The organism is Halovibrio salipaludis (genome assembly GCF_002286965.1).
GTDB classification, from domain to species: Bacteria; Pseudomonadota; Gammaproteobacteria; order Pseudomonadales; family Oleiphilaceae; genus Halospina; species Halospina salipaludis.
The window spans coordinates 254348-274365 of the sequence record NZ_NSKD01000001.1; the positions used below are offsets into that span (position 1 = coordinate 254348).

The 20018-nt window shown below is 65.5% G+C and carries 20 protein-coding genes and 2 riboswitches; of the genes, 11 read left to right on the top strand and 9 right to left on the bottom strand.

All coding sequences use genetic code 11. The annotated features are described in order from the left end of the window. Positions 1-36: 36 nt before the first annotated feature. The 5 genes from mnmH (at position 37) to CK501_RS01270 (ending at position 4342) form a co-directional block, all read left to right on the top strand. On the top strand, positions 37-1176 hold the full coding sequence (mnmH, locus tag CK501_RS01250) for a tRNA 2-selenouridine(34) synthase MnmH (RefSeq protein ID WP_095615909.1): 1140 nt from the start codon (positions 37-39) through the stop codon (positions 1174-1176). Further along, positions 1177-2013 (top strand): mechanosensitive ion channel family protein, encoded by an 837-nt coding sequence (locus CK501_RS01255; protein WP_095615910.1) that lies wholly within the window; start codon positions 1177-1179, stop codon positions 2011-2013. 108 nt (positions 2014-2121) lie between these two features. Beyond that, positions 2122-2649 (top strand): aminoacyl-tRNA deacylase, encoded by a 528-nt coding sequence (locus CK501_RS01260; protein ID WP_095615911.1) that lies wholly within the window; start codon positions 2122-2124, stop codon positions 2647-2649. 40 nt (positions 2650-2689) lie between these two features. Then, positions 2690-3970, top strand: coding sequence for an FAD-dependent monooxygenase (locus tag CK501_RS01265; protein WP_095615912.1), 1281 nt, complete (start codon positions 2690-2692; stop codon positions 3968-3970). Between the two features lie 18 nt (positions 3971-3988). Further along, complete coding sequence (locus tag CK501_RS01270) at positions 3989-4342, top strand: histidine triad nucleotide-binding protein (protein WP_095615913.1); 354 nt, start codon at positions 3989-3991, stop codon at positions 4340-4342. Between the two features lie 18 nt (positions 4343-4360). Here the strand turns inward: CK501_RS01270 and phoU are convergent, their stop codons facing one another. Continuing rightward, positions 4361-5116: a phosphate signaling complex protein PhoU gene (phoU, locus tag CK501_RS01275; protein WP_095615914.1), complete on the bottom strand. Its 756-nt coding sequence runs from the start codon at positions 5114-5116 to the stop codon at positions 4361-4363. A gap of 157 nt (positions 5117-5273) precedes the next feature. Between phoU and CK501_RS01280 the strand changes: the two genes are divergently transcribed. From CK501_RS01280 to cobG, 3 genes are all read left to right on the top strand, one after another. After that, positions 5274-5681 carry an acyl-CoA thioesterase gene (locus tag CK501_RS01280; RefSeq protein WP_095615915.1) on the top strand — a complete coding sequence of 136 codons (408 nt, stop codon included), beginning with the start codon at positions 5274-5276 and terminating at the stop codon, positions 5679-5681. Positions 5682-5856: 175 nt separating this feature from the next. Further along, positions 5857-6525: a PEP-CTERM sorting domain-containing protein gene (locus tag CK501_RS16855; RefSeq protein WP_198949340.1), complete on the top strand. Its 669-nt coding sequence runs from the start codon at positions 5857-5859 to the stop codon at positions 6523-6525. A 90-nt stretch (positions 6526-6615) separates the two neighbouring features. After that, complete coding sequence (gene cobG / locus CK501_RS01290; RefSeq protein WP_095615917.1) at positions 6616-7965, top strand: precorrin-3B synthase; 1350 nt, start codon at positions 6616-6618, stop codon at positions 7963-7965. Here the strand turns inward: cobG and cobM are convergent. Beyond that, positions 7941-8696, bottom strand: coding sequence for a precorrin-4 C(11)-methyltransferase (gene cobM, locus CK501_RS01295; RefSeq protein ID WP_095615918.1), 756 nt, complete (start codon positions 8694-8696; stop codon positions 7941-7943). The two genes, cobG and cobM, sit on opposite strands and share 25 nt — an antisense overlap. Before the next feature lie 5 nt (positions 8697-8701). After that, entirely contained in the window at positions 8702-9961 is a 1260-nt protein-coding gene (cbiE, locus tag CK501_RS01300) for a precorrin-6y C5,15-methyltransferase (decarboxylating) subunit CbiE (RefSeq protein WP_198949341.1), read from the bottom strand. 45 nt (positions 9962-10006) lie between these two features. On the opposite strand from cbiE, the gene CK501_RS01305 reads away from it, so the two are divergent. Continuing rightward, the gene (locus CK501_RS01305; protein ID WP_158223009.1) at positions 10007-10801 is read left to right on the top strand and encodes a cobalt-precorrin-6A reductase; all 795 of its coding nucleotides are present in this window, start codon (positions 10007-10009) and stop codon (positions 10799-10801) included. Between the two features lie 100 nt (positions 10802-10901). On the opposite strand, the gene cobJ is transcribed toward CK501_RS01305, so the two are convergent. From cobJ to CK501_RS01335, 6 genes are all read right to left on the bottom strand, one after another. Further along, positions 10902-11648 (bottom strand): precorrin-3B C(17)-methyltransferase, encoded by a 747-nt coding sequence (gene cobJ / locus CK501_RS01310; RefSeq protein WP_095615919.1) that lies wholly within the window; start codon positions 11646-11648, stop codon positions 10902-10904. After that, entirely contained in the window at positions 11645-12400 is a 756-nt protein-coding gene (locus CK501_RS01315; RefSeq protein WP_095615920.1) for a precorrin-2 C(20)-methyltransferase, read from the bottom strand. The genes cobJ and CK501_RS01315 overlap by 4 nt, the downstream gene beginning before the upstream one ends. A gap of 5 nt (positions 12401-12405) precedes the next feature. Next, positions 12406-13038 carry a precorrin-8X methylmutase gene (locus tag CK501_RS01320; protein WP_095615921.1) on the bottom strand — a complete coding sequence of 211 codons (633 nt, stop codon included), beginning with the start codon at positions 13036-13038 and terminating at the stop codon, positions 12406-12408. Between the two features lie 205 nt (positions 13039-13243). Next, positions 13244-14017 (bottom strand): ABC transporter permease, encoded by a 774-nt coding sequence (locus CK501_RS01325; protein WP_095615922.1) that lies wholly within the window; start codon positions 14015-14017, stop codon positions 13244-13246. Next, positions 14014-14787, bottom strand: a complete 774-nt coding sequence (locus CK501_RS01330) for an ABC transporter ATP-binding protein (protein WP_095615923.1) — start codon at positions 14785-14787, stop codon at positions 14014-14016. Before CK501_RS01330 ends, CK501_RS01325 begins: the two co-directional genes overlap by 4 nt. Beyond that, entirely contained in the window at positions 14784-15881 is a 1098-nt protein-coding gene (locus tag CK501_RS01335; protein WP_095615924.1) for a cobalt-precorrin-5B (C(1))-methyltransferase, read from the bottom strand. Before CK501_RS01335 ends, CK501_RS01330 begins: the two co-directional genes overlap by 4 nt. A 48-nt stretch (positions 15882-15929) precedes the next feature. Further along, positions 15930-16141, bottom strand: a riboswitch (cobalamin riboswitch). A 71-nt stretch (positions 16142-16212) separates the two neighbouring features. After that, positions 16213-16426, top strand: a riboswitch (cobalamin riboswitch). A 208-nt stretch (positions 16427-16634) separates the two neighbouring features. Between CK501_RS01335 and CK501_RS01340 the strand changes: the two genes are divergently transcribed. Next, entirely contained in the window at positions 16635-18503 is a 1869-nt protein-coding gene (locus CK501_RS01340) for a TonB-dependent receptor plug domain-containing protein (RefSeq protein ID WP_158223010.1), read from the top strand. After that, complete coding sequence (locus CK501_RS01345) at positions 18503-19990, top strand: PepSY domain-containing protein (protein ID WP_095615926.1); 1488 nt, start codon at positions 18503-18505, stop codon at positions 19988-19990. The genes CK501_RS01340 and CK501_RS01345 overlap by 1 nt, the downstream gene beginning before the upstream one ends. Positions 19991-20018: the final 28 nt, after the last annotated feature.

Genomic DNA, 20018 nt, shown 5'->3' on the forward strand with positions numbered 1-20018 from the left:
AGACTGTGCACTCACTGCAACAACGGAATCATCACCGTGGCCTCCGAACTCCCGCTTACCGACGACTATGCCGAACTGCTGCGCGAAGGGCGCCCGCTTCTGGACGTGCGCGCGCCCGTGGAGTTCGCCGAGAGTACATTGCCCAACGCGCACAACCTGCCTCTCATGACCGACTCCGAGCGCCAGCAGGTGGGCATCCGTTACAAGGAAGCCGGTCAGAACGCCGCCATCGAGCTCGGCCATGAACTGGTCGGAGGCCAGGTGCGCGAGGCCAGGATTGCCCAGTGGGTGGACTTCGCTAACCGCCACCCGGAGGCCCGCCTTTACTGCTCCAGGGGTGGCCTGCGTTCCCGGATCGTGCAGCAGTGGCTGCATGAGGCCGGTGTCACCATCCCCCGGGTTGAAGGGGGCTACAAGTCACTGCGGCGCTTCGTGCTGGATGAGCTGATCGAAAACCGGATCCCCGGGCTGCCCCTGCTGGTGGTCGCCGGACGCACCGGTACCGGCAAGACACGGCTGCTCCACCAGCTTCCCAACCCCGTGGACCTGGAAGGACTGGCCGCACACCGGGGCTCCAGCTTCGGGCGCACGCTCACGGCCCAGCCCACCCAGGCCAGCTTCGAGAACGCCGTCGCCACGGCACTCCACCAGGCCCACGCCCGTGGCGGCCCCATCCACGTGGAGGATGAAGGGCGACTGATCGGCCGGCGCGTACTGCCCGTACCACTGCAGAAGCGTCTGGGCGAATCCCCCCGGATGGTGCTCGAACAGCCACTGGCAACCCGTGTCGAAAACATCCTGGAGGACTACGTCATCGATATGAGCAGAGCCTTCATGGACCGCGACGGAACGGACACTGGCTTTGAAGCCTTCCGTGGTTTTCTGTTGGACGCACTCGGCCGTATCCGCAAGCGCCTGGGGGGACTGCGCCACCAGCAGCTGGAAGCGGTGATGCAGGAAGCCCTGTCGCAACAGTGGCAGTCCGGCGACCTGGACCGCCACCGTGACTGGATCCGGACGCTGCTGACGGATTATTACGATCCGATGTACGATTACCAGCTCAACCAGCGCGATGGCCGTGTCCTGAAACAGGGCGGATTCGACGAACTGATTGAGTGGGCCGTGGACGCCAACACGCAACCACTGACAGAACAAGCATCCATAAGGAGCGCCTGAATGGAAAGCATGATCCCGGATACGGAGCAGCTCCAGGAGCTGACATCCATGGCCGCAGGCATGGCCATGAACTACCTGCCGCAGCTGCTGCTGGCTGTCATCACGCTGGTCGTCGGCCTGTGGCTGATCAACCGGTTCGTCACCGCCCTCGACAGGAAACTGACCGCCAAGGATCCAACCCTCGGGCGTTTTGTGACCGGTCTGGTTTCCATCCTGTTCAAGATCATCCTGCTGATCTCCGTCGCCTCCATGGTCGGTATCGCGACGACCTCCTTCATTGCCGTCCTTGGTGCCGCCGGCCTGGCCGTCGGCCTGGCCCTGCAGGGCAGCCTCGCGAACTTCGCCGGCGGTGTGCTCATCCTCATCTTCAAGCCATTCAAGGTTGGCGACGTCATCGAGGCCCAGGGCTTTCTGGGCACGGTCAAGGAAATCCAGATCCTGTACACCGTGGTGGACACTTTCGACAACCGCCAGGTGGTGATGCCCAATGCGTCGCTCTCCAACGCCAGCCTGACCAATTACAGCGCCTACCCGAACCGCCGTGTGGATATGACCATCGGTATCAGCTACACCGATGACATCCAGAAGGCCCGCGAGGTTATCCAGAAGACCCTGGCAACGGATGAACGCATCCTGCGTGATCCGGAGCCGATGATCGTGGTGGGCGATCTCGGTGACAGCTCGGTGGACCTCAAGGTCCGCATCTGGGCCAATGGGGATGACCTCTGGCTCTGCTACTGGCACATGCTTGAACAGATCAAGGTGGCCTTCGACCAGAACGGCATCACCATTCCCTACCCGCAGCGGGATGTGCACCACTACCAGCCCGCGGGCTGATTGTACAAAATGTAACCTTTTTGCGGGACACCTCCGGCGGGGTTGGTCTAGCCTGAGATCAGGATCCCCGGATCCATGGGTCACAACCCCATGCCAGGAGGTGTTGCCATGCCCGTACAGACCCTGATTGAACACCTGAAAGCCCATGGTGCCGAGTACCGGTGCCTGAGCCATCCCCCCGGATTCACTGCCCAGTCCCTTGCCCATCACTGCAACGTGCCCGGTGACCAGGTGGCCAAGACGGTCATCATCGAGCTGGACGGACGCATGGCCATGCTGGTGATGCCAGCCAGCTTCCGGATCCGCTGGGACCGGATGATGGAGGTCCTCAATACGGACTTCGTGGAACTGGCGGATGAAGCGGACTTCACCGACCGCTTCCCGGACTGCGAAGTCGGGGCCATGCCCCCCTTCGGCAACCTCTTCGGGATGACGGCCTACTGCAGCGAAACCCTTGCGGAACAACCGGAAATCACCTTCGCCGCAGGCAGCCATACCGAGGCCATGCAGATCGCCACAAGGGATTACCTGGCACTGGCCCAGCCAGTGGTCATCAGCCAGGGCTTCCTGCGGCCCGGTGCCCGCCGCCCCGCCTGGCTTGCCGGCAGGCCCGGGCGCCCGCGCAAGGCCGGCTGAGCCCCTGTTGCCGTCGTTCACTCTGGCGTAGACTGCGCTCATGAGTGAACACGAGCACGACATCGCCGTGATCGGCGCCGGCATGGTTGGCGCCGCCCTGGCACTGGCCTGCGCAGCCGGCGGCTGGCGCGTGGCCGTAATCGAGCCCAGCACCCCGGAACAACCCTCCGACAACAGCGAGCCCGACCTGCGCGTCTCCGCCCTTAGCGCCGGCAGCGAAGCCTGGCTGCGCGGGCTGGGCGTATGGCCCGCCATGGAGGAAATGCGCATGGCGCCCTTCCAGCGGCTGGCGGTCTGGGAGGCAGCTTCGGGCCCGCTCGCCAGCATGCCCGGCGGCCGGCTGCTGGCCCAGCAGGCACGCACCGAGTTCAACGCCGCCCGGCTCGGGCGTGACCACCTGGGCCATATCGTCGAGAACCGGGTAACCCGCTGGGCCCTGTGGGAACGGATGGGCCAGCAGACCGGCATCACCCGGTTCTGCCCGGCCTCACTCCAGGCGCTGAAGCAGACAGAGGACGGCGTCACGCTCACACTGGAAGACGGTGAGACGCTGCATGTGGCCCTGGTCGTGGGGGCGGACGGGGCCAGCTCCGTAACACGGCGCCTGGCCGGCATCGGGACCAGCCGCACGCAGTACCGCCAGCAGGCCATGGTCATCAACATCCGCCATGCGCCACCGGCCCAGGCCATCACCTGGCAGATGTTCACACCCCAGGGGCCCAAAGCCTACCTGCCCTTGCCGGAAGCGGATGGCAGCGCCTGGGGCTCACTGGTCTGGTACGACCAGCCGGAAACCCTGGACGAACTGATGGCCATGGAGGAAGACCGGCTCCTGGCCGCCATACGCAGAACCTTTCCACTGGAGCTGCCAGACCCCGAGGCCGCCCCGGCGCGTGGCCGTTTTCCCATCGCACGCGAACATGCCCACCAGTACGCCCATGGACGTGTTGTGCTGGTCGGGGACGCCGCCCACACCATCAACCCACTGGCCGGGCAGGGAGTGAATCTCGGCTTCCAGGACGCGGCCGCGCTGGCGCGCTGCCTTGGCACGGCCAGTGCTCAGGGCGACCCCGGGAAGGCGGGAGTGCTGGCCGCCTACGAGGCGGAGCGCCGCCCCCGCAACCGCCTGATGATGGACGCCATGGACCTGTTCTACCACCTGTTCAGCAACACCACCCCGCCACTGCACCTGGCGCGCACCCTGGGCCTGGGGCTGGCGGGCCGGGTACCATTCGCGCGCGAACGGGTCACCCGCTATGCCATGGGGATTGACGAGCAGCTGCCCGCGCCCATTGAATCACTGCTGAAACGACTGGCCTGACAACCAAGCGAGGAACCCATGTCCGAAACCATTTTCAGCCGCATCATCAACCGTGAAATCCCCGCCGACATCGTGCACGAGGACGACCAGTGCCTCGCCTTCCGGGACATCAACCCGCAGGCGCCGGTACACATCCTGATCATCCCGAAAAAGGCCATTCCAACGGTCAACGACATCACCGAAGAGGATGAGAAGACGGTGGGGCACCTCTATACCGTCGCCGCCCGGATTGCCAAGGAGGAAGGGATTGACGGAGACGGCTTCCGGACGGTTATGAACTGCAACGAGCACGGCGGCCAGTCCGTGTACCATATCCACCTGCACCTGATCGGTGGCAAGGCACTGGGCTGGCCCCCCTTCCCCAACGGCTGAGGCACGGGGCGCGGGTGGTCAGCCCGCGCTTCCCGAGTCGTTGCCGTCGGCGTCAAGTTCCCGTTCCGTCTCGGAAAGCGGCCGATGGCGCACGTCCATACCGCGGACCAGGTAGATCACCTGCTCGGCCAGGTTGTCCGCGTGGTCACCGACCCGCTCCAGGGCCCGCAGCGTCCACATCTGGTTGAGACAGAGCCCGATACCACGCGGATCCTCCATCATGTGCGTGACCAGCGCGCGCGCGGAACTCTTGTATTCCTCGTCCACGGACTCATCCTCACGCATGACGCCCAGAGCACTCTCGGTATCAAAGCGCGCGAAGGCATCCAGAGCATCCCGCACCATGGCACGGACATGGCCACTGATGTTGCGCACCTCCACAAAACGGCGCTGGCTCGTGCTGTCGTCCATCTCATCCGCCATCTCCAGCGCCAGGCGTGCGATCTTCTTGGCCTCGTCGCCAATACGCTCAAGATCCGCCACCATCTTGACCACCGACATCACCAGCCGCAGGTCACTGGCGGCGGGCTGGCGAAGGGCGATCACCTGAATGGCCTCCTCGTCGAGGCGGCGTTCCATGTCATCCACCTCGCGGTCACGGTCGCGCACCGCCCGGGCCTTCTCCGCATCATTACCGACCAGCGCCTCGACGGCCTCACCGATCTGCTTTTCCACCAGCCCGCCCATTTCCAGAAGCTGATTCTTGAGCTCACTCAGCTCATCGTTGAACCGCTGGGAAATGTGGCGGGAATAGTTCTCTCGATCACTTACCATTATTGTGCCTCTGACAATGTGTCACCCACGGGAAGGATAAGACAGATGTGTGACAGTTCCATGACATCAGGCCATGCCTGAGACCACATCGCAAATGCCGCTGATGGGGCTATACTGGCCCGCAACGCATCCTGACTGAAGCATCGGACAGACACCCATGAAAACACAACCCGACAAGCCACAGCCCCGTGGTGAACTGACTCTGCAACTGGTCACCATGGCTTCCGACACCAACAACAACGGCGATATCTACGCCGGCTGGCTGGTCAACAAGATGGATCTGGCCAGTGCCACCGCAGCCGGCCGCCTGGCGCGCGGCCGGACCGCCACCGTCGCCATGGAGGGCATGGAATTCCTGTCGCCCGTGCGACTTGGCGCCGAGGTGGCCTTCTACACCCACCTGGAGGACATTGGCCGGAGCTCCATGAAGATACGGGTGGAGGTATGGACCCGTGACCAGACCGAGCAGCATGCGCGCAAGGTGACCGAGGCGCAGTTCGTGAGCGTGGCCATCGACGAGCATGGCCGGATCCGCGAAGTGCCCGAGCCGGCCCAGAAGCTCTAGCCGGGAACCCGGCTGGCCCTATCTGTCAGAATTTTTTACACATTGGCTGTATGGTAGGCGGCTCCCGCGGAACCATCTGCATGATTGCGTGCATGAAAGCCCCCCTGTGCACGCTTCATGCATGCCTCTCTCTGTCCGATCTGCCATCCCGGCAGGGATTCAGGGAGTCAGAGCCATGCAAAAGCCCACATTCATACCCCATGCATCACGTGCCCTTGTCATGGGTTTTCTGCTGCTGCCTGCAGCCGCCATGGCGGCGCCCTACGCATTCGACAGCGGTACCGGTCTCACTGATGCTCACAGCTGCAGCAGTGGCGGCGCCTACATCATCAGCACAGGCAACGTAACCGCCAACAACGCCGATGCCACAAACTGTTTTGGTGCCTACCAGGGCAACCCCGGCGAGCTGCTGCCGGACGGCGCACCACTAGCCTGGAACGGCGACAGCTGGGATTTCATCGCCAAGATCGATGATGGCGGTTCCGACGTCCTGAGCGCGGACCTCAACCAGAACCAGGGTGACTGGTCCTACTCCGGCGACGTCAGCAACTGGGCCAGCTTCTTCGTGGTCACCAAGGCCTCGAACAATCCGGGCTGGGCGGCCTATTACTTCGATGATACCCAGGGGCTCAGCACACTCGGCGGCACCTTCTTCATCCCCTGGATGAACGAGGGCGGCAACAAGGGCCCTGACGCCAGCGCTACTGAGGAGGGTGGATCCGCCCTGTCCAACCTGAGCCTGTACGCCCGCCGGGTAGCGCAGGTTCCGGAACCCGCCACGCTTGGCCTGATGGGTCTGGGGCTTCTGGGACTGGGTCTGGGCCGACGCCAGCGCGCCCAGTGATCCCGGGGACCGCCGCAACCGCGGCGGTCTTTCTTTTCACCGCCTTTCGGGCCTATCCTGAGCCTTCGTACACAACCCAACGCCATCATCATGCCCATTCCGGATCACTACCGCCGTGGCGCCTGCCCTTCCGCCGGCAACCCGATGGCCAGCGGCGACGGGCTGCTGTCGAGGATCCGGCTGATCGATGGCCGCCTGACACCATCAGGTCTCAGGCGGGTGGCGGCGCTGGCGGATGAGCACGGATCCGGCCTGATCGAGATCACCGGCAGGGGCAACCTGCAGCTCCGGGGCATCGCCGAGGAGGCAGAGGCCGAGCTGACAGCAACACTGGTGGATGCCGGCCTGGCGGTTGAACCGGCGGCGGCCGAAGCGGTCCGCAACATCCAGTGCAGTGCCGCTGCGGACCTGGATCCACAGGCCCTGATCGACCCTGCCCCTCAAGCCCGTGATCTCGATCAGAGGCTCATCAGCGATGACCGTTTCCGGGCATTGCCGCCCAAGTTCCGCTTCGTTTTCAACGGCGGAGGGCTGACCCATCTGGCTGATGCGGACGGAGATATCCGAGCGGATGCGGTTTCAACACCGGAAGGCACCCGTTACCGCATCGGCCTGGCCGGCACCTCCGCCACGGCTCACAGCCTGGGCAACTGTAAGCCATCGCAGGTGGTGGATGTCCTGGTCGAGCTGGCGCTGATCTTCCTCGAAGAGCGCCAGCAACTGATCACGCCGGCAAGGCGGATGCGGCAGCTCCTTGATGCCTCCGGCAGTTCGCCCTTCGCGGGGCTGCGCGATCTCAGCCGGCCCGGTGGCGTCATGGCGGACCATCCGCCGGCCCCGGAACCCGGCCGGACCAGTGCGGGCACGGTGCTGGGTGTCGCCCTCGGGTGCCTGGGTACCAGCAGCGCCCGGCTGATTGCGGAACAGCTGGAAGCGCACAACGACACACTGAGGATCACACCCCGGCGGCACCTGATCATGCCCCATGGCCCGGTCACCAACCCCGGGCTTGCGGAAGCGCCGGAACTGATCCACACGCCGGGCGACCCCCGACTCTCGGCCATTGCCTGCCCCGGAATGCCGGGCTGTGCCTCGGGCAGCACCGCAACCCGCCGGGATGCCCTGGACTGGGCGGACCAGGTGCCGGAACTCTTCGACGGGCGCAATCTGGTCCACGTTTCCGGATGCCCCAAGGGCTGCGCCCATCCCGGCAAGGCCCCTGTGGTGCTCGTCGCCCGGGAGGGGCGCTACGACCTGGTGCTCGACGACCGGGCCCTGCCCGAGGAGGAAGGCCACCGGATCGCAAGCGGTCTGCTGCCGGAAGAGGTCCCGGATACGCTGCGCGCCCTGGTCAGCACGGCAACACTGAACAGCCCCGGTGACGAACCGCTGGTCCAGTCCCTGGGACGCGTGGCTCAGGCATCCCGGAACAGGCGATGATGGGCCGGGTCGTAGAGGGCACTGTTGCAGAAATCCGTCTCCCCGAGCGCCGGACCCACAAGGATGAGCGCTGAACGTTTCTCCGGGATGCGCTCAAGATCCTCCGCCAGCCGCCCGAGCGGTGCCCGCAGCACCTGTTCGTCCGGGCGGCTGGCGCGGAAGACGACCGCCGCCGGGCAGGCCTCCCCGTAAAAGGGCGTCACCCGTTCCAGCACCGAATCCAGGGTGTGCAGCGAGAGGTGAATCGCGAGCGTCGTGCCGGTGGCCGCGTACGCCTCCAGGGTTTCACCTTCCGGCATGGACGAGGCCCGGCCCTGGGTCCGCGTGAGGACCAGGCTCTGGGCGACCCCGGGCAGGGTCAGCTCCTGGCCCAGCACGGCCGCCGCCGCTGAGAAGGCCGGCACGCCCGGCGTCAGCTCATACGGAATGGCCAGCTCCCGCAGCCGGCGCAATTGCTCCGCCACCGCCGAATAGATGGCCAGGTCCCCGGAATGGAGCCGCGCCACATCCAGCCCCTGCTCATGAGCGCCCTGGATCTCACCGATGATGTCATCCAGCGCCATGGAGGCTGTGTTGACCAGCCTTGCATCCTCCGGCGCATGCGCGAGGATCTCTTCCGGAATGATCGAGCCCGCGTACAGGCAGACCGGGGAAGCCGCGATGCGGTCCCGGGCCCGCAGCGTGATCAGATCCGGGGCGCCCGGGCCGGCGCCGATGAAGTGTACCGTCATGCTGTTTATTCCCCTGCCTGTGATGATTTCGTGGCGGACCAGATTGTGATCGGCCGGTCCGACTGCCAGCCATTGAAGCGGCCCAGTGGTTCCGTGTGGTCCATCGAGAGGCGGATCAGCTGACCGCCGAGTCGACCCTGGGCCGCCAGTAACGCCATTTCCCCCTCGGTGGTGACCGCCGTTGCCACACACCGGCCTCCGGCGGGCAGAGCGGACCAGGCGCCCTCGATCACGCCTTCCCCACTGGCACCGCCACCGATGAAGACCGCATCCGGGCGCACGAGGCTGGCCATGGCCAGAAGCGCATCGCCTTCAACGACCTGCAGATGACCCACGCCATGACAACGGGCATTCGCCCGCACATTGGCCACCCGTTCAGGGCGCTGCTCCACGGCCGTGGCGTGGTTGGCCGCATCCGCCAGCAGCCATTCCACGGCCACCGCGCCGGAACCGGCGCCCAGATCCCAGAGGTGTTCGCCACCGCGAGGCGCCAGCTTCGCCATGACCACCGCCCGAACCTCGGGCTGGGAGATCTGGCCGTCATGGACGAACGCCTCACCCGGGCGCCCCGGCACTCGCGCAACCGGACGCTCCGGATCAGCGACTTCGCATTCAATGGCCAGCGAGTTCAGGCGCGCCACGGGGTGAGCCACGCCCTCCCCGGCGGTCGTCCCGGTAACCTGTTCTTCCGGGCCTCCCAGTGCCTCCAGCACCGTGACGCGACTGGCCCCATAGCCATTCTCGACCAACAGCCGGCATACGGTCTCCGGGCTCTGTTCATCGTTGCTCAGCACAAGAAGACGCCGACCGGGTGCCAGCGCCGCCCGCAACCGGTCCGGATCCCGGGCCACCAGCGAGTGGCAATGCACCGACTGCAGCGGCCAGCCCAGACGCGCCGCCGCCAGCGAGAAAGCAGAAGGGCCGGGATGGCATACCATCACCTCCGGCGGGAAGGTGCGCGCGAGCGTCGCCCCCACGCCATGCCAGAAGGGGTCCCCACTGGCGAGCACACAGACCCGCCGCCCCTGCCACTGCCGGATCCGCTCGATGCCCTCGCTGAACGGCGACGGCCAGGCCTCCCGCTGCTGGCCGGATATCGCGGGCAGATGATCCAGGTGGCGCTGCCCGCCAATCACGAATTCAGCATCCGTCACCGCCGCCCGGGCGGACTCGCCGAGCCCGGCCCAGCCGCCCTCGGACAGCCCCACAATGCTCAGCCAGCGCTGCGTACCCGGCTCGCCACAAGACGTGTTATCCACACTCACTGTACAATCCCGCTCTACATTCATTCCCGACTCCGGCAACCAACCATGGCCTTTCGCATCCTCATCCTCGGCGGCACCCGCGACGCCATGACCCTGGCGGAACAGCTCCTGGAGCAACCGGCGCTGGAACCCACCTACTCACTGGCAGGCCGCACCCGCCGCCCGCTGCCGCCGGCGCTGCCCACCCGCCGGGGTGGCTTCGGCGGCATTGAAGGGCTCAAGCAGTGGCTCATGGAGCACGACATCGCCGCCGTCGTGGACGCCACCCACCCCTTCGCCGCCGAGATGTCCCACAACGCCGCCATCGCCTGCCAGGAGCTCGACCTGCCTCTGGGCCGCCTCGAACGAGCCCCCTGGGAACCCGGCCCCGACGACAACTGGCACCCGGTCACCGACCTCCACGAAGCCGCCCGCAAGGCCACCGAACTCACCCGGCCCGGCGACACCCTCTGGCTCACCACCGGCCGCACCAGCCTACCCGCCTTCGAGGGCATCACAGGCCGCCACCTGCTCGTACGCTGCGTCGACCCACCGGACCCCGAACCCAGCTTCGAAAACTGGACCCTGATCGAAGACCGCGGCCCCTACGACCTCGAGGCCGAACGCCGGATCATCACCCAACACAACGTCGCCGCCCTCATCACCAAGAACTCCGGCGGCGAAGCCGCCCACCCCAAACTCGACGCCGCCCGCGAGGCCGGCCTCCCCGTCATCATCATCGACCGCCCCTCCCTGCCTCCGGCCACCCACTCTTTTCAGTCGCCGGAAGCGGTCCTGGAATGGCTGCAACAGGCCGTTAGAGTTATCGAGGCGTATCAGACGGGGTCAGGGGAGCTCTGAACGGGAAGCTCTGGAGCCAGGGATGGCGGAAGAGCAGCGTACACGGACGTATTTACAGCGATTCCCGTTCAGAGCTCCCCTGAGCCCGTCATTCGAGGCGCTACAAATAATCCCGGGGACTGTAAACAAACCACTCATCCCCATGGGCAAAATACCGGGCCCTCGAATTCCCCACGATCACCAGCGTCCGCATATCCACCTCCTCCGGATCCGCCTCCGCCAGCGTCGTCATCCGAACCCACTCATCCGGCCGCCCCACGGCTGCCGCAAACACCACCGGCGTCGCCCCCGGCAGCTCACCCCGCAGGATGCCCAGCGCCTCCCCCAGCTGCCAGGGCCGGCTGGACGAGCGCGGGTTGTAGAACGCCATCGCGAAATCCGCCTGCGCCGCCAGCTGCAGCCGGCGCGCGATCACCGACCAGGGCTTGAGATTGTCCGAGAGGGAAATGGCACAGAAATCGTGCCCCAGCGGCGCCCCCACCCGGGCGGCCGCCGCCTGCAATGCGGAAATGCCCGGGTGAACCCCGAATTCAACCTCCGCCCATTCCGCGCGGGGATCACGGTCCAGCACCTCGCACAGCGCCGCCGCCATGGCAAAGACCCCCGGATCGCCGCCCGAAACCACCGCCACGTGCCGACCCTCTGCGGCCAGATCCATGGCCTGGGCCGCACGCTCAAGCTCCACCCGGTTGTCCGAGGGATGGCAGTGGTGGCGCTCCGAGGCCAGACGGTCCAGGTAGGGCGCATAGCCCACCAGGTCCGTGGCCGCATCGATGATGGACTGGGTCTCGGGGGTGATCCAGCCGGGACCGGCCGGGCCGACACCGATCACGTCCAGGCGTTTCATACCCGCACTCCCGGCCCCGGAATCAGCACCATGGAGAAATAGGGCGCCTTGCCATCCGGCGCCTCCATCAGCGGCATGACCCGTTCCTCCGGCATGCTCGCCTTCTCCACGTACCAGGCCCGATCCTGGATGCCGATGTCCGTGACGATCCGGCGGATCAGTGGCAGGTTGGTGCCCACCTTCATGATCACCGTGGCGCGCTCCGGGTCGATGCTCGCGCGCAGCGCCTTCTCATCCATGGTGCCGGGAATCACCCGCAGCTGGTCGTCGCGCATCATCAGCGGATGCGGCAGCAGTGCGCCCCCGGCCATCATGGCGCCCACCCCGGGCACCACGGTGCTCTCGAAGCGGTCCTTGAGGCGCAGGTAGATGTGCATGAAGGAGCCGTAGAAAAAGGCATCGCCTTCATTGAGAACCGCAACGGACCGGCCGGCCTTGAGGTGCTGCGCCACGGCCTCGGCGGATTCCTCGAAGAAATCCTCGATCTGCTGGCGGTATTCGTCACTGCCGTGAGGCAGCTCCGTGGTCACTGGGTAGACCAGCGGCAGTTCTTCGTGCTGGTCCGTGATGTGGACGTCGCAGGAGGCTCGCGCACGGCCCCGCCCGTTGCGCTTGCAGAAGTAGGCGACCACCGGGCACTCGGAGAGGAGCCGGGCTGCCTTGAGGGTGATCAGCTCCGGGTCGCCTGGGCCGGTGCTGATGCCGTAGAGGTGGCCGTAACCGTCGGTGGTGGTTGTCACTGCATCATTCATGGTCGTCATTCCGTGTCGCTGGCCAGGGCGTTGACGGCGGCGGCAGCCATGGCACTGCCACCGCGTCGTCCGTGGACGGTGATGAAGGGGAGGTTGTGGGTGCCGGCCAACGCCTGCTTGCTTTCGGCGGCACCGATGAATCCGACCGGGAAGCCGAGCACGGCGGCGGGCTTCGGGGCGCCGTCCGCGAGCCGGTTCAGGAGATGGAAAAGCGTGGTGGGCGCATTGCCGATGGCCACCACGCTGCCTTCGAGGTGTTCGTCCCAGAAATCGACGGCGGCGGCACTGCGTGTATTGCCGATGGCGTCGGCATGATCCGGGACGCGGTCGTCGCGCAGGGTGCAGATCACATCGTTATCGGCAGGCAGCCGCTTGCGGGTGACGCCGTGGGCGACCATTTCGCTGTCGCAGAGTATGGGGGCGCCGGCCTGCAGGGCCGCTTTCGCGGAGGCGGCGACGTCCGCGGACCATGCCATGGCCTGGACGAGGTCGGTCATACCGCAGGCGTGGATGAGGCGGACGGCGGTTTTCTCAAGATCCGCCGGTACCTGCGAGAGATCCGCTTCGTTGCGGATGGTGGCGAAGGAGGCGCGGTAGATGGCGGCGCCGTCCTTTTCGTAGTCATGGAGTTCGTCCATGGTTCTATCCTTTTGTTTCAAATACCGGTTAACGTCGTCTCAAGACTTCAACTCTTTCGAATGGAATGGGTTGGGGAGGCTTTTCCGGGAAACGCTGTAAATACATCCCTGTACGCTGCTCTTCCGCCATCCATGGCTCCAGAGCTTCCCGGAAAAGCCTCCCCAACCCATTCCTTCCAGATGCCCAGCTAACGAAACGCCAGGCTCACGGCTTGATCCTTATACCCCTCGCCACCAACCACCATGCCAACAGCCCCGTCATCGCCGTCACCAACGGCAGCACCAGGAACGTCCAGCCACCTCCCGCAGTTCCGTCGTCCAGCAGGCTGTACCGGAAACCATCAACGATGTAGACCATCGGGTTAGCGAGGGACACCGTATCCCAGGGAGCTGGCAGCCGTTCGATCGGGTAGAAGACACCCCCGAGGTAGATCAGCGGCGTCAGAAGAAAGGTGGCGATGACGGAGGTGTCGTCGAAGCTGCGGGCGAAGATGCCGTTGAGCAGGCCGGCGAAGGAAAACAGCAGCGCGCTCAGTACCGCGACCAGGAGACCGGACCCCAGGTGCCGGATCTCAAGGCTGGTCATGGGCAGTGCGATGAGCAGGACCAGGGCGCCGGCCATGAGGCCGCGCAGGACACCGGCGGTGGCGAAGCCGGCGACGATGAGCCAGGCGGGCATGGGGGCGACCAGCATTTCCTCGATGTGGCGCTGCAGTCGGGCGCCGAAGAACGCGAGCGTGCTGTTGTTGTAGGCGTTGGTAACCACGGCGAAGAGCACGAGGCCGGGCATGATGTAGTCGGCGTAGTCGGCGCCGCCCATGCGGCCGAGGTCGCGGCCGACGAAGTGGCCGAAGATGAGCATGAACAGGGAGGCGGTGACCACCGAGGGCAGCAGGTTCTGGACCCAGGAGCGCAGGAAGCGGCGCACCTGTTTGATGACCAGGCCCTGGTAGGCGTTCCAGAGGATGGTGGCGTTCATGGTTTCTCCTCCCCTTCGGGCTCGCCACCTTCAAGCAGGCGCAGGAAGCGGGTTTCGAGGCCCTGGTCGCCGGTGCCGCTGCCAGCGTCGGCGCCGAAGAGGCGTTCGGGGGTGTCATTGGCAATCAGGCGGCCTTCCTTGAGTACGGCGACGGTCTGGCAGAGGTCGCGCATTTCCTCGAGGTAGTGGCTGCTCATCAGGATGGTGGTGCCGGCGGTGTTGAGTTCCTGCAGCAGGGCCCAGGTGTCGCGGCGGGCTTCCACGTCCAGCCCGGCGGTGGGTTCGTCGAGGATGAGCAGCTCGGGTTCGTGCACGAGGGCGCGGGCAAGCATCAGGCGGCGTTTCATGCCGCCGGAGAGGCCCCAGGGCTTGCGGGTAGTCCGCTCCTCGAGGCCTACCCGTTCCAACACCACCCGGGTGCGTTCGCGGGCGCGGCGGCGTGGCAGGCCGTAGTACATGGCCTGGGTCTCAATGATCTCGTTGATGGGCTCGAAGCTGTTGAAGTTCACTTCCTGGGGGACCAGGCCCACGCGGCGCCGGGCGGCGACGGGGTCGCGTTCCGGGTCGTGGCCGAACAGGCGCACGCTGCCGGCTTCAAGCCGGACCAGGCCGGTCATCAGGCCGATCAGGGTGCTCTTGCCGGCGCCGTTGGGGCCGAGCAGGCCGTGGAAGGCTCCGCGGGGTACGCTCAGGTCCACGCCCGCCAGTGCCGGCTGGCCGCCTTTGTAGGTCTTGTGCAGCCCCTGGAGTTCGATGGCAGCCTGGCTCATGCCACCTCCTCGGCAAACCCGGTGAGTTCGCCCTGGCGGCTGACGCTGCACACCGTCAGGTGATGCTCGCCGGGCAGGTAGTCGCGCATCCGGGCCAGGCCCAGGCCGGCCATGCGGTCGCCCAGGGGAACGCCGGCCTGCTGGCAGGCTTCCAGTGCCTCGATGCTGGTGTTGGCGGTGCGGATCCAGTCGGCCAGGTCCGTTTTGGCACCGGCAGCCAGGGCCTGGTCGGCGAGGAAATCAAAATCGATGGAGCAACGCTGGCTGTGGGTATCCGGCTCGCCGGCGGCGAACTTGCTGAGCTTGCCGAAGCCGCTGGCCAGGGTCACGCGGGGCAGCGGGTGTTTCTTCAGGTACTTGAGCAGGGCGCCGAACATGTCGCCCATCTCGACGATCGCGCCTTCTTCCAGCCCGAAATACGAGCGGGCGAAGGTCTCGCTGGTACCACCCGTGCAGCCGGCGATATGGGTCAGCCCATTGGCATTGGCCACGTCCACGGACTGGTGGATCGAGGCGATGAAGGCGGAACAGGAGAAGGGCCGCACGATGCCGGTGGTGCCGAGCACAGAAAGGCCGCCGAGGATGCCCAGCTTGGGATTCATGGTGCGCTGGGCGATGGCTTCGCCGTCGTCGATGCCGACGGTTACCTCGAAGCCGCCTTCGTAGCCGGTCTCCGAAGCAATGGCCTCGAGATGTTCGGTAATCAGGCGCCTTGGCACCGGATTGATGGCGGCCTCGCCCACGGCGATCGGCAGACCGGAGCGGGTCACGGTTCCGACCCCTTCCCCGGCATGGAAGCGCACGCCCGGGTCGCCGCTGAGTGCCAGGCGGACCCAGAGCCGCGCACCATGGGTGGCGTCGGGATCATCCCCGGCATCCTTGATGACGCCGGCAGTGGCTGCCGCGCCGGTCACCGCCAGGTCCTCGATGGTCATCGCCGGTTCCTGGCCCCGGGGCAGCCGGATGCACACGCACCGCTCTTCCACTCCTGCCAGCAATGCACGCGCCGCCGCCACCGAGGCGGCCGTGGCACAGGCGCCGGTGGAGAGACCCTGCCGTAGTGGGCCGTTGTGTTCTGGGGTTTCAGGGCGCATGGATCGGTTTCGGTTCAGCCAGCGTGACCGGCACGCCCACCGCGCGCTCGATGCTGTTCCCTCTGGGCCGGTCTCCGGACTCATGCTGGAACCGGTACCGGTTCAGGCGGATCGCCTTCCCATGATGACACCATCACAGTGGCGGGGGATGATCCGCGCCCAGCATTCACCGTTGCGGGGGCAGTCCCGGACTTTCACCGGGTTCCCGTTTCAGCCAGGCATCCGAACGAATGCTGGCCACCCAGGGACGAAAGAGGATCGAATCCTAGAGGATTGCCACCGCCTGGTCAAATTGGCACCAACCACCTTTGACTTTCATCAGTGACTTCCCTAGGCTCCTTCCCGCTTCGGTCAGCGCTCCACGAGGAGCGCGAGGGAACCCGGTGAGACTCCGGGACTGACGCGCAGCGGTATTGGGGAACAAGGATCACAGGGGGTCACCCCGGGCACTGTCCTGACCGGATGGGAAGCCGTGATCCAAGGCCAGCGCCAGGCATTGGCGCCCGCCCCTGAGTCCGAAGACCTGCCGGAGCCCGGTCCACATTACTGATGGGCCGGAAGCCGAGCCTTCGCGATTGAGGTGTTCGGGCCGCCAACGGACCGGTATAACCACCGCTGACCCCGCCTGTCGGCCTGCCCGCGTGAGGGCTCCACCACTAATGGACTCAGTGTTGGAGACCTTTTATGAAGCAATTACGTTTACTACTCACCCTCCTATTATCCCCACTGTCGGCACTCGCCGCTGATCACCACATGGCGCTGGAGGAGCTGGTCGTCCAGGGCTCCGCCCTGGAAGAAACTCTCCCCTCCGAACTGTCCGACTACGGCGCCGAACTGGAAGTCATCGGCAGTGAAGAACTCGACAGGACGGGCGTCAGCGATATCGGGCAGGCGCTCCGGGGCAACGTTCCAGGCGTTTACCTGGACCCCAAGACCGGCCGTGGCGACTACGCCAGCGTTTCGATCCAAGGCTCGCGCAGCGAGGACGTACTCTGGCTGGTGGATGGGGTACGCATCAATAACCGGCTGTTCGGCAGCACCTCGCCACTCGATTCCATCAGCACTCATATGGTCGAGCGCATCGAGATCCTGAAGGGCGGCCAGGGTCTGTTCTACGGCACCCAGGCGATTGCAGGGGTGGTAAATATTGTGTTGCGTAAGCCCGAAACGGACTCGGGCGGCAACATCACTGGTGCCATCGGATCCCTGGGCGACCGCCGTCTTGCCGGCCATGTCAGCAACCGCAACGAGTACGGTCGCTGGCTGGTGTTTGGCGAGCACGACCATTCAGATGGCTACAGGCCCTATGAGGACAGTAGCTTTCTGGCAAGCGCCCGGCGCCAGAAGCGCGGTTTCACCCGCAGCTCCTACGGCGGTCGCTACCTGCTGGATGCGGGTGAGGGCAAATCGCTGAACGCGCTGGTGCTCCGCAACGACGCGGAGGCCGACTTCCCCCGCAACGCCAGCAATTTCAAGGCCGTCAACGAGCGCGATGAAAACATCGTTTCACTGAAATGGGACCACCAGGTGACAGAGCGGAACGGCTACTTCATCAAAGCTTACTGGCACGACTGGTGGACCGATTACACCCGCCTGAGCATGGACAGCGAGCGCGATGTAACCATTGTCAACGACCGCGCTGAGTGGGGATACGACGACTATGGCCTCAACCTGACCGGTCGCCACACGACCGATGGCGGTTCCCAGATCCTGGGCGGCGTGGACTACCAGCGCTACCAGGGCGAGGACTACTCGCTGCGCATTGACGGCAAGACCGAGGCCGTCACCGCCGGATTCGTCCAGTACCGCCCTCACCTGAGCTTCTCCCCGAGCACCCATCTGGCACTGGGCGCGCGCTACAACCACTCCAACTTTGGCGATGACCACAGCATCTGGAACATCAGCCTGAAGCAGCCGCTACCCGGTGACCTCAGCCTGAAAGCCAGCGTCGGAACCAACTTCCGCCTGCCCTCGGCTTTTGAAATGTTCGTCATTGACGAGGACTTTCCCGCTGGCAATGAAGACCTGGAGCCGGAAGAAAGCATCAACACCAATGTCTCACTGACCGGGCACATCGGTGAGCCCATCAAATGGCACCTGGGTGGCTTTTATCGGGAAATCGAAAACCTCATCAATGTTCAGGATGGCACCTACGCCAACAGCGACCAGACCGTTCGGGTCCATGGCGCTGAAGTCGCCCTTAACCTGGGCGGCGACCACGGCTGGCAGCTTGATCTGGATGCCACCTGGGCTGACTCCCGGGAGGGCGGCAGCAATGAACAGATTGACGGCATCCCGGAATGGCACGCTAACGCCACGCTGAGCTGGGATGGCGACAATCAAGGCTGGCAACTCAACGCCCGACACACCGGCGATGTCGCCACCACCCTTAAAGACCTTGGCCAGCAGCATTATGGCGATCACACCCTGTTGAGCGCCAGCGCCTGGCACGAGTTTGGCGTGAATGGCGCCAATCGGCTGACACTGCGGCTGGAAAACCTTCGGGATAAGGAATACGCCAATGGTGTGGGCCAAGCAGACCCCGCTGAGGGTGCCCCCTTCCGCTACGAAACCCTGGGCCCACCCCGCAACGTCCAGATTGAATACAGCCGGAGCTTCTGATGGCGGGGCCGCTGAAGAAACGCACCCTGCGCTGGCTGATCCCGGTCCACCGGTATCTCGGACTCGGGATGAGCCTGATCCTGCTGCTGTGGTTCTCCTCAGGCATCGTGATGATGTTCGAGGGCTACCCGCGCACACCGGACCACCAACGCATGGACTGGCTGGAACCACTGGCGCCGGGCCAACTTGAGGTTGCGCCGTCGCAGGCCCTTGCCGCACTGGACATGGATGACCCCGAGAGGCTGCGGATCAACCAGCCGGGGAAACGCCCGCGCCTTCATGCGATGGATGAAACGGGCCAGTGGCAAAGCGCTTTCGCGGACACCGGCGAGCCCGCGCCGCCGCTGGACCGGAAACAGGCAGCACAGCGGGCCGAAGCGCTGTCAGGGACAGAGGTCGCCTCGGTCACACGGCTGGCAGGCCCGGACCAGTGGACCGTGAACAGCCATGTCGAGGCGCCGGCTCCCTTGTGGCGGGTGGCGCTGGACGACGATCCCGGCACGCACCTCTACCTATCCCGGCCCACCGGCGAGGTCATCCACGGCACCACCTTCCACGAACGGGTCTGGGGCTACGCGGGCCCGGTAATCCACTGGATCTACCCCACCCAGCTCCGTGACCTCTCAGGCGTCTGGCGACAGGTGGTCATCTGGCTCTCGGGCATCGGCACCGCTGCCTGTCTCAGCGGCGTGGTGCTGGGGCTGATGCTGATGCGCCGCAACGCCCGCCGTGGTGGGTTGAGCCCGTTCCGTGGCTGGTTCCGGTGGCACCATTACCTGGGGCTCGTCTTCGGGGCACTCGCCACCACCTGGGTGTTCAGCGGCCTTTTGTCGATGGGGCCCTTTCACTGGACCTCGGCCGACCGGAAACCCGCGCTCACGGACCATCTCGGTCGCAACAGTCCGGGCTCCCATGCAGCGGCCGCGGCGCCCTCAACGATTGGCACACTGGCCGAACGCGGGCCGCACGAGCTGCAGCTGCACCGCTTCAATGGCCGCACCTATTACCGCAGCATGGCCCGGGATGGCACTGAACGGCTCCATGCCGCCCGCCCCGGCCACACCACACCGGCCGCGGAAGGGAGGATACCTGTGAACGTGGTGCGGACAGCCCTGGAACGCACACCGAAAGACACCCTGACGGCCTTCCGCGAACAAACCGCGTACGACGCCTATTACTATGCCGGTCGTTCCGGGCGCATCGGGCGCAAGGGCCCGCCCCTGCCAGTCTACCGAGCGGACTACGCCAGCGGCGCGTGGCTCTATATCGACCCAGCCACAGGCAGCGTGCTCCAGCACTCGACGCCACTCAGCCGTCTCAACCGCTGGCTCTACAACGGCCTGCACAGCCTGGACTTCCCCGTCCTCAAACCGGGCAGCTGGTTCTGGTACGGGCTGGTCATCGTGCTGATGAGCGGCGGTACCGGGCTCTGCCTGACCGGCACCTGGCTGTCGATCCGGTACCTGCGCCGGCGTCGAAAAGCGTGAGGGTGACCACAGCGCCATCACCCAATGG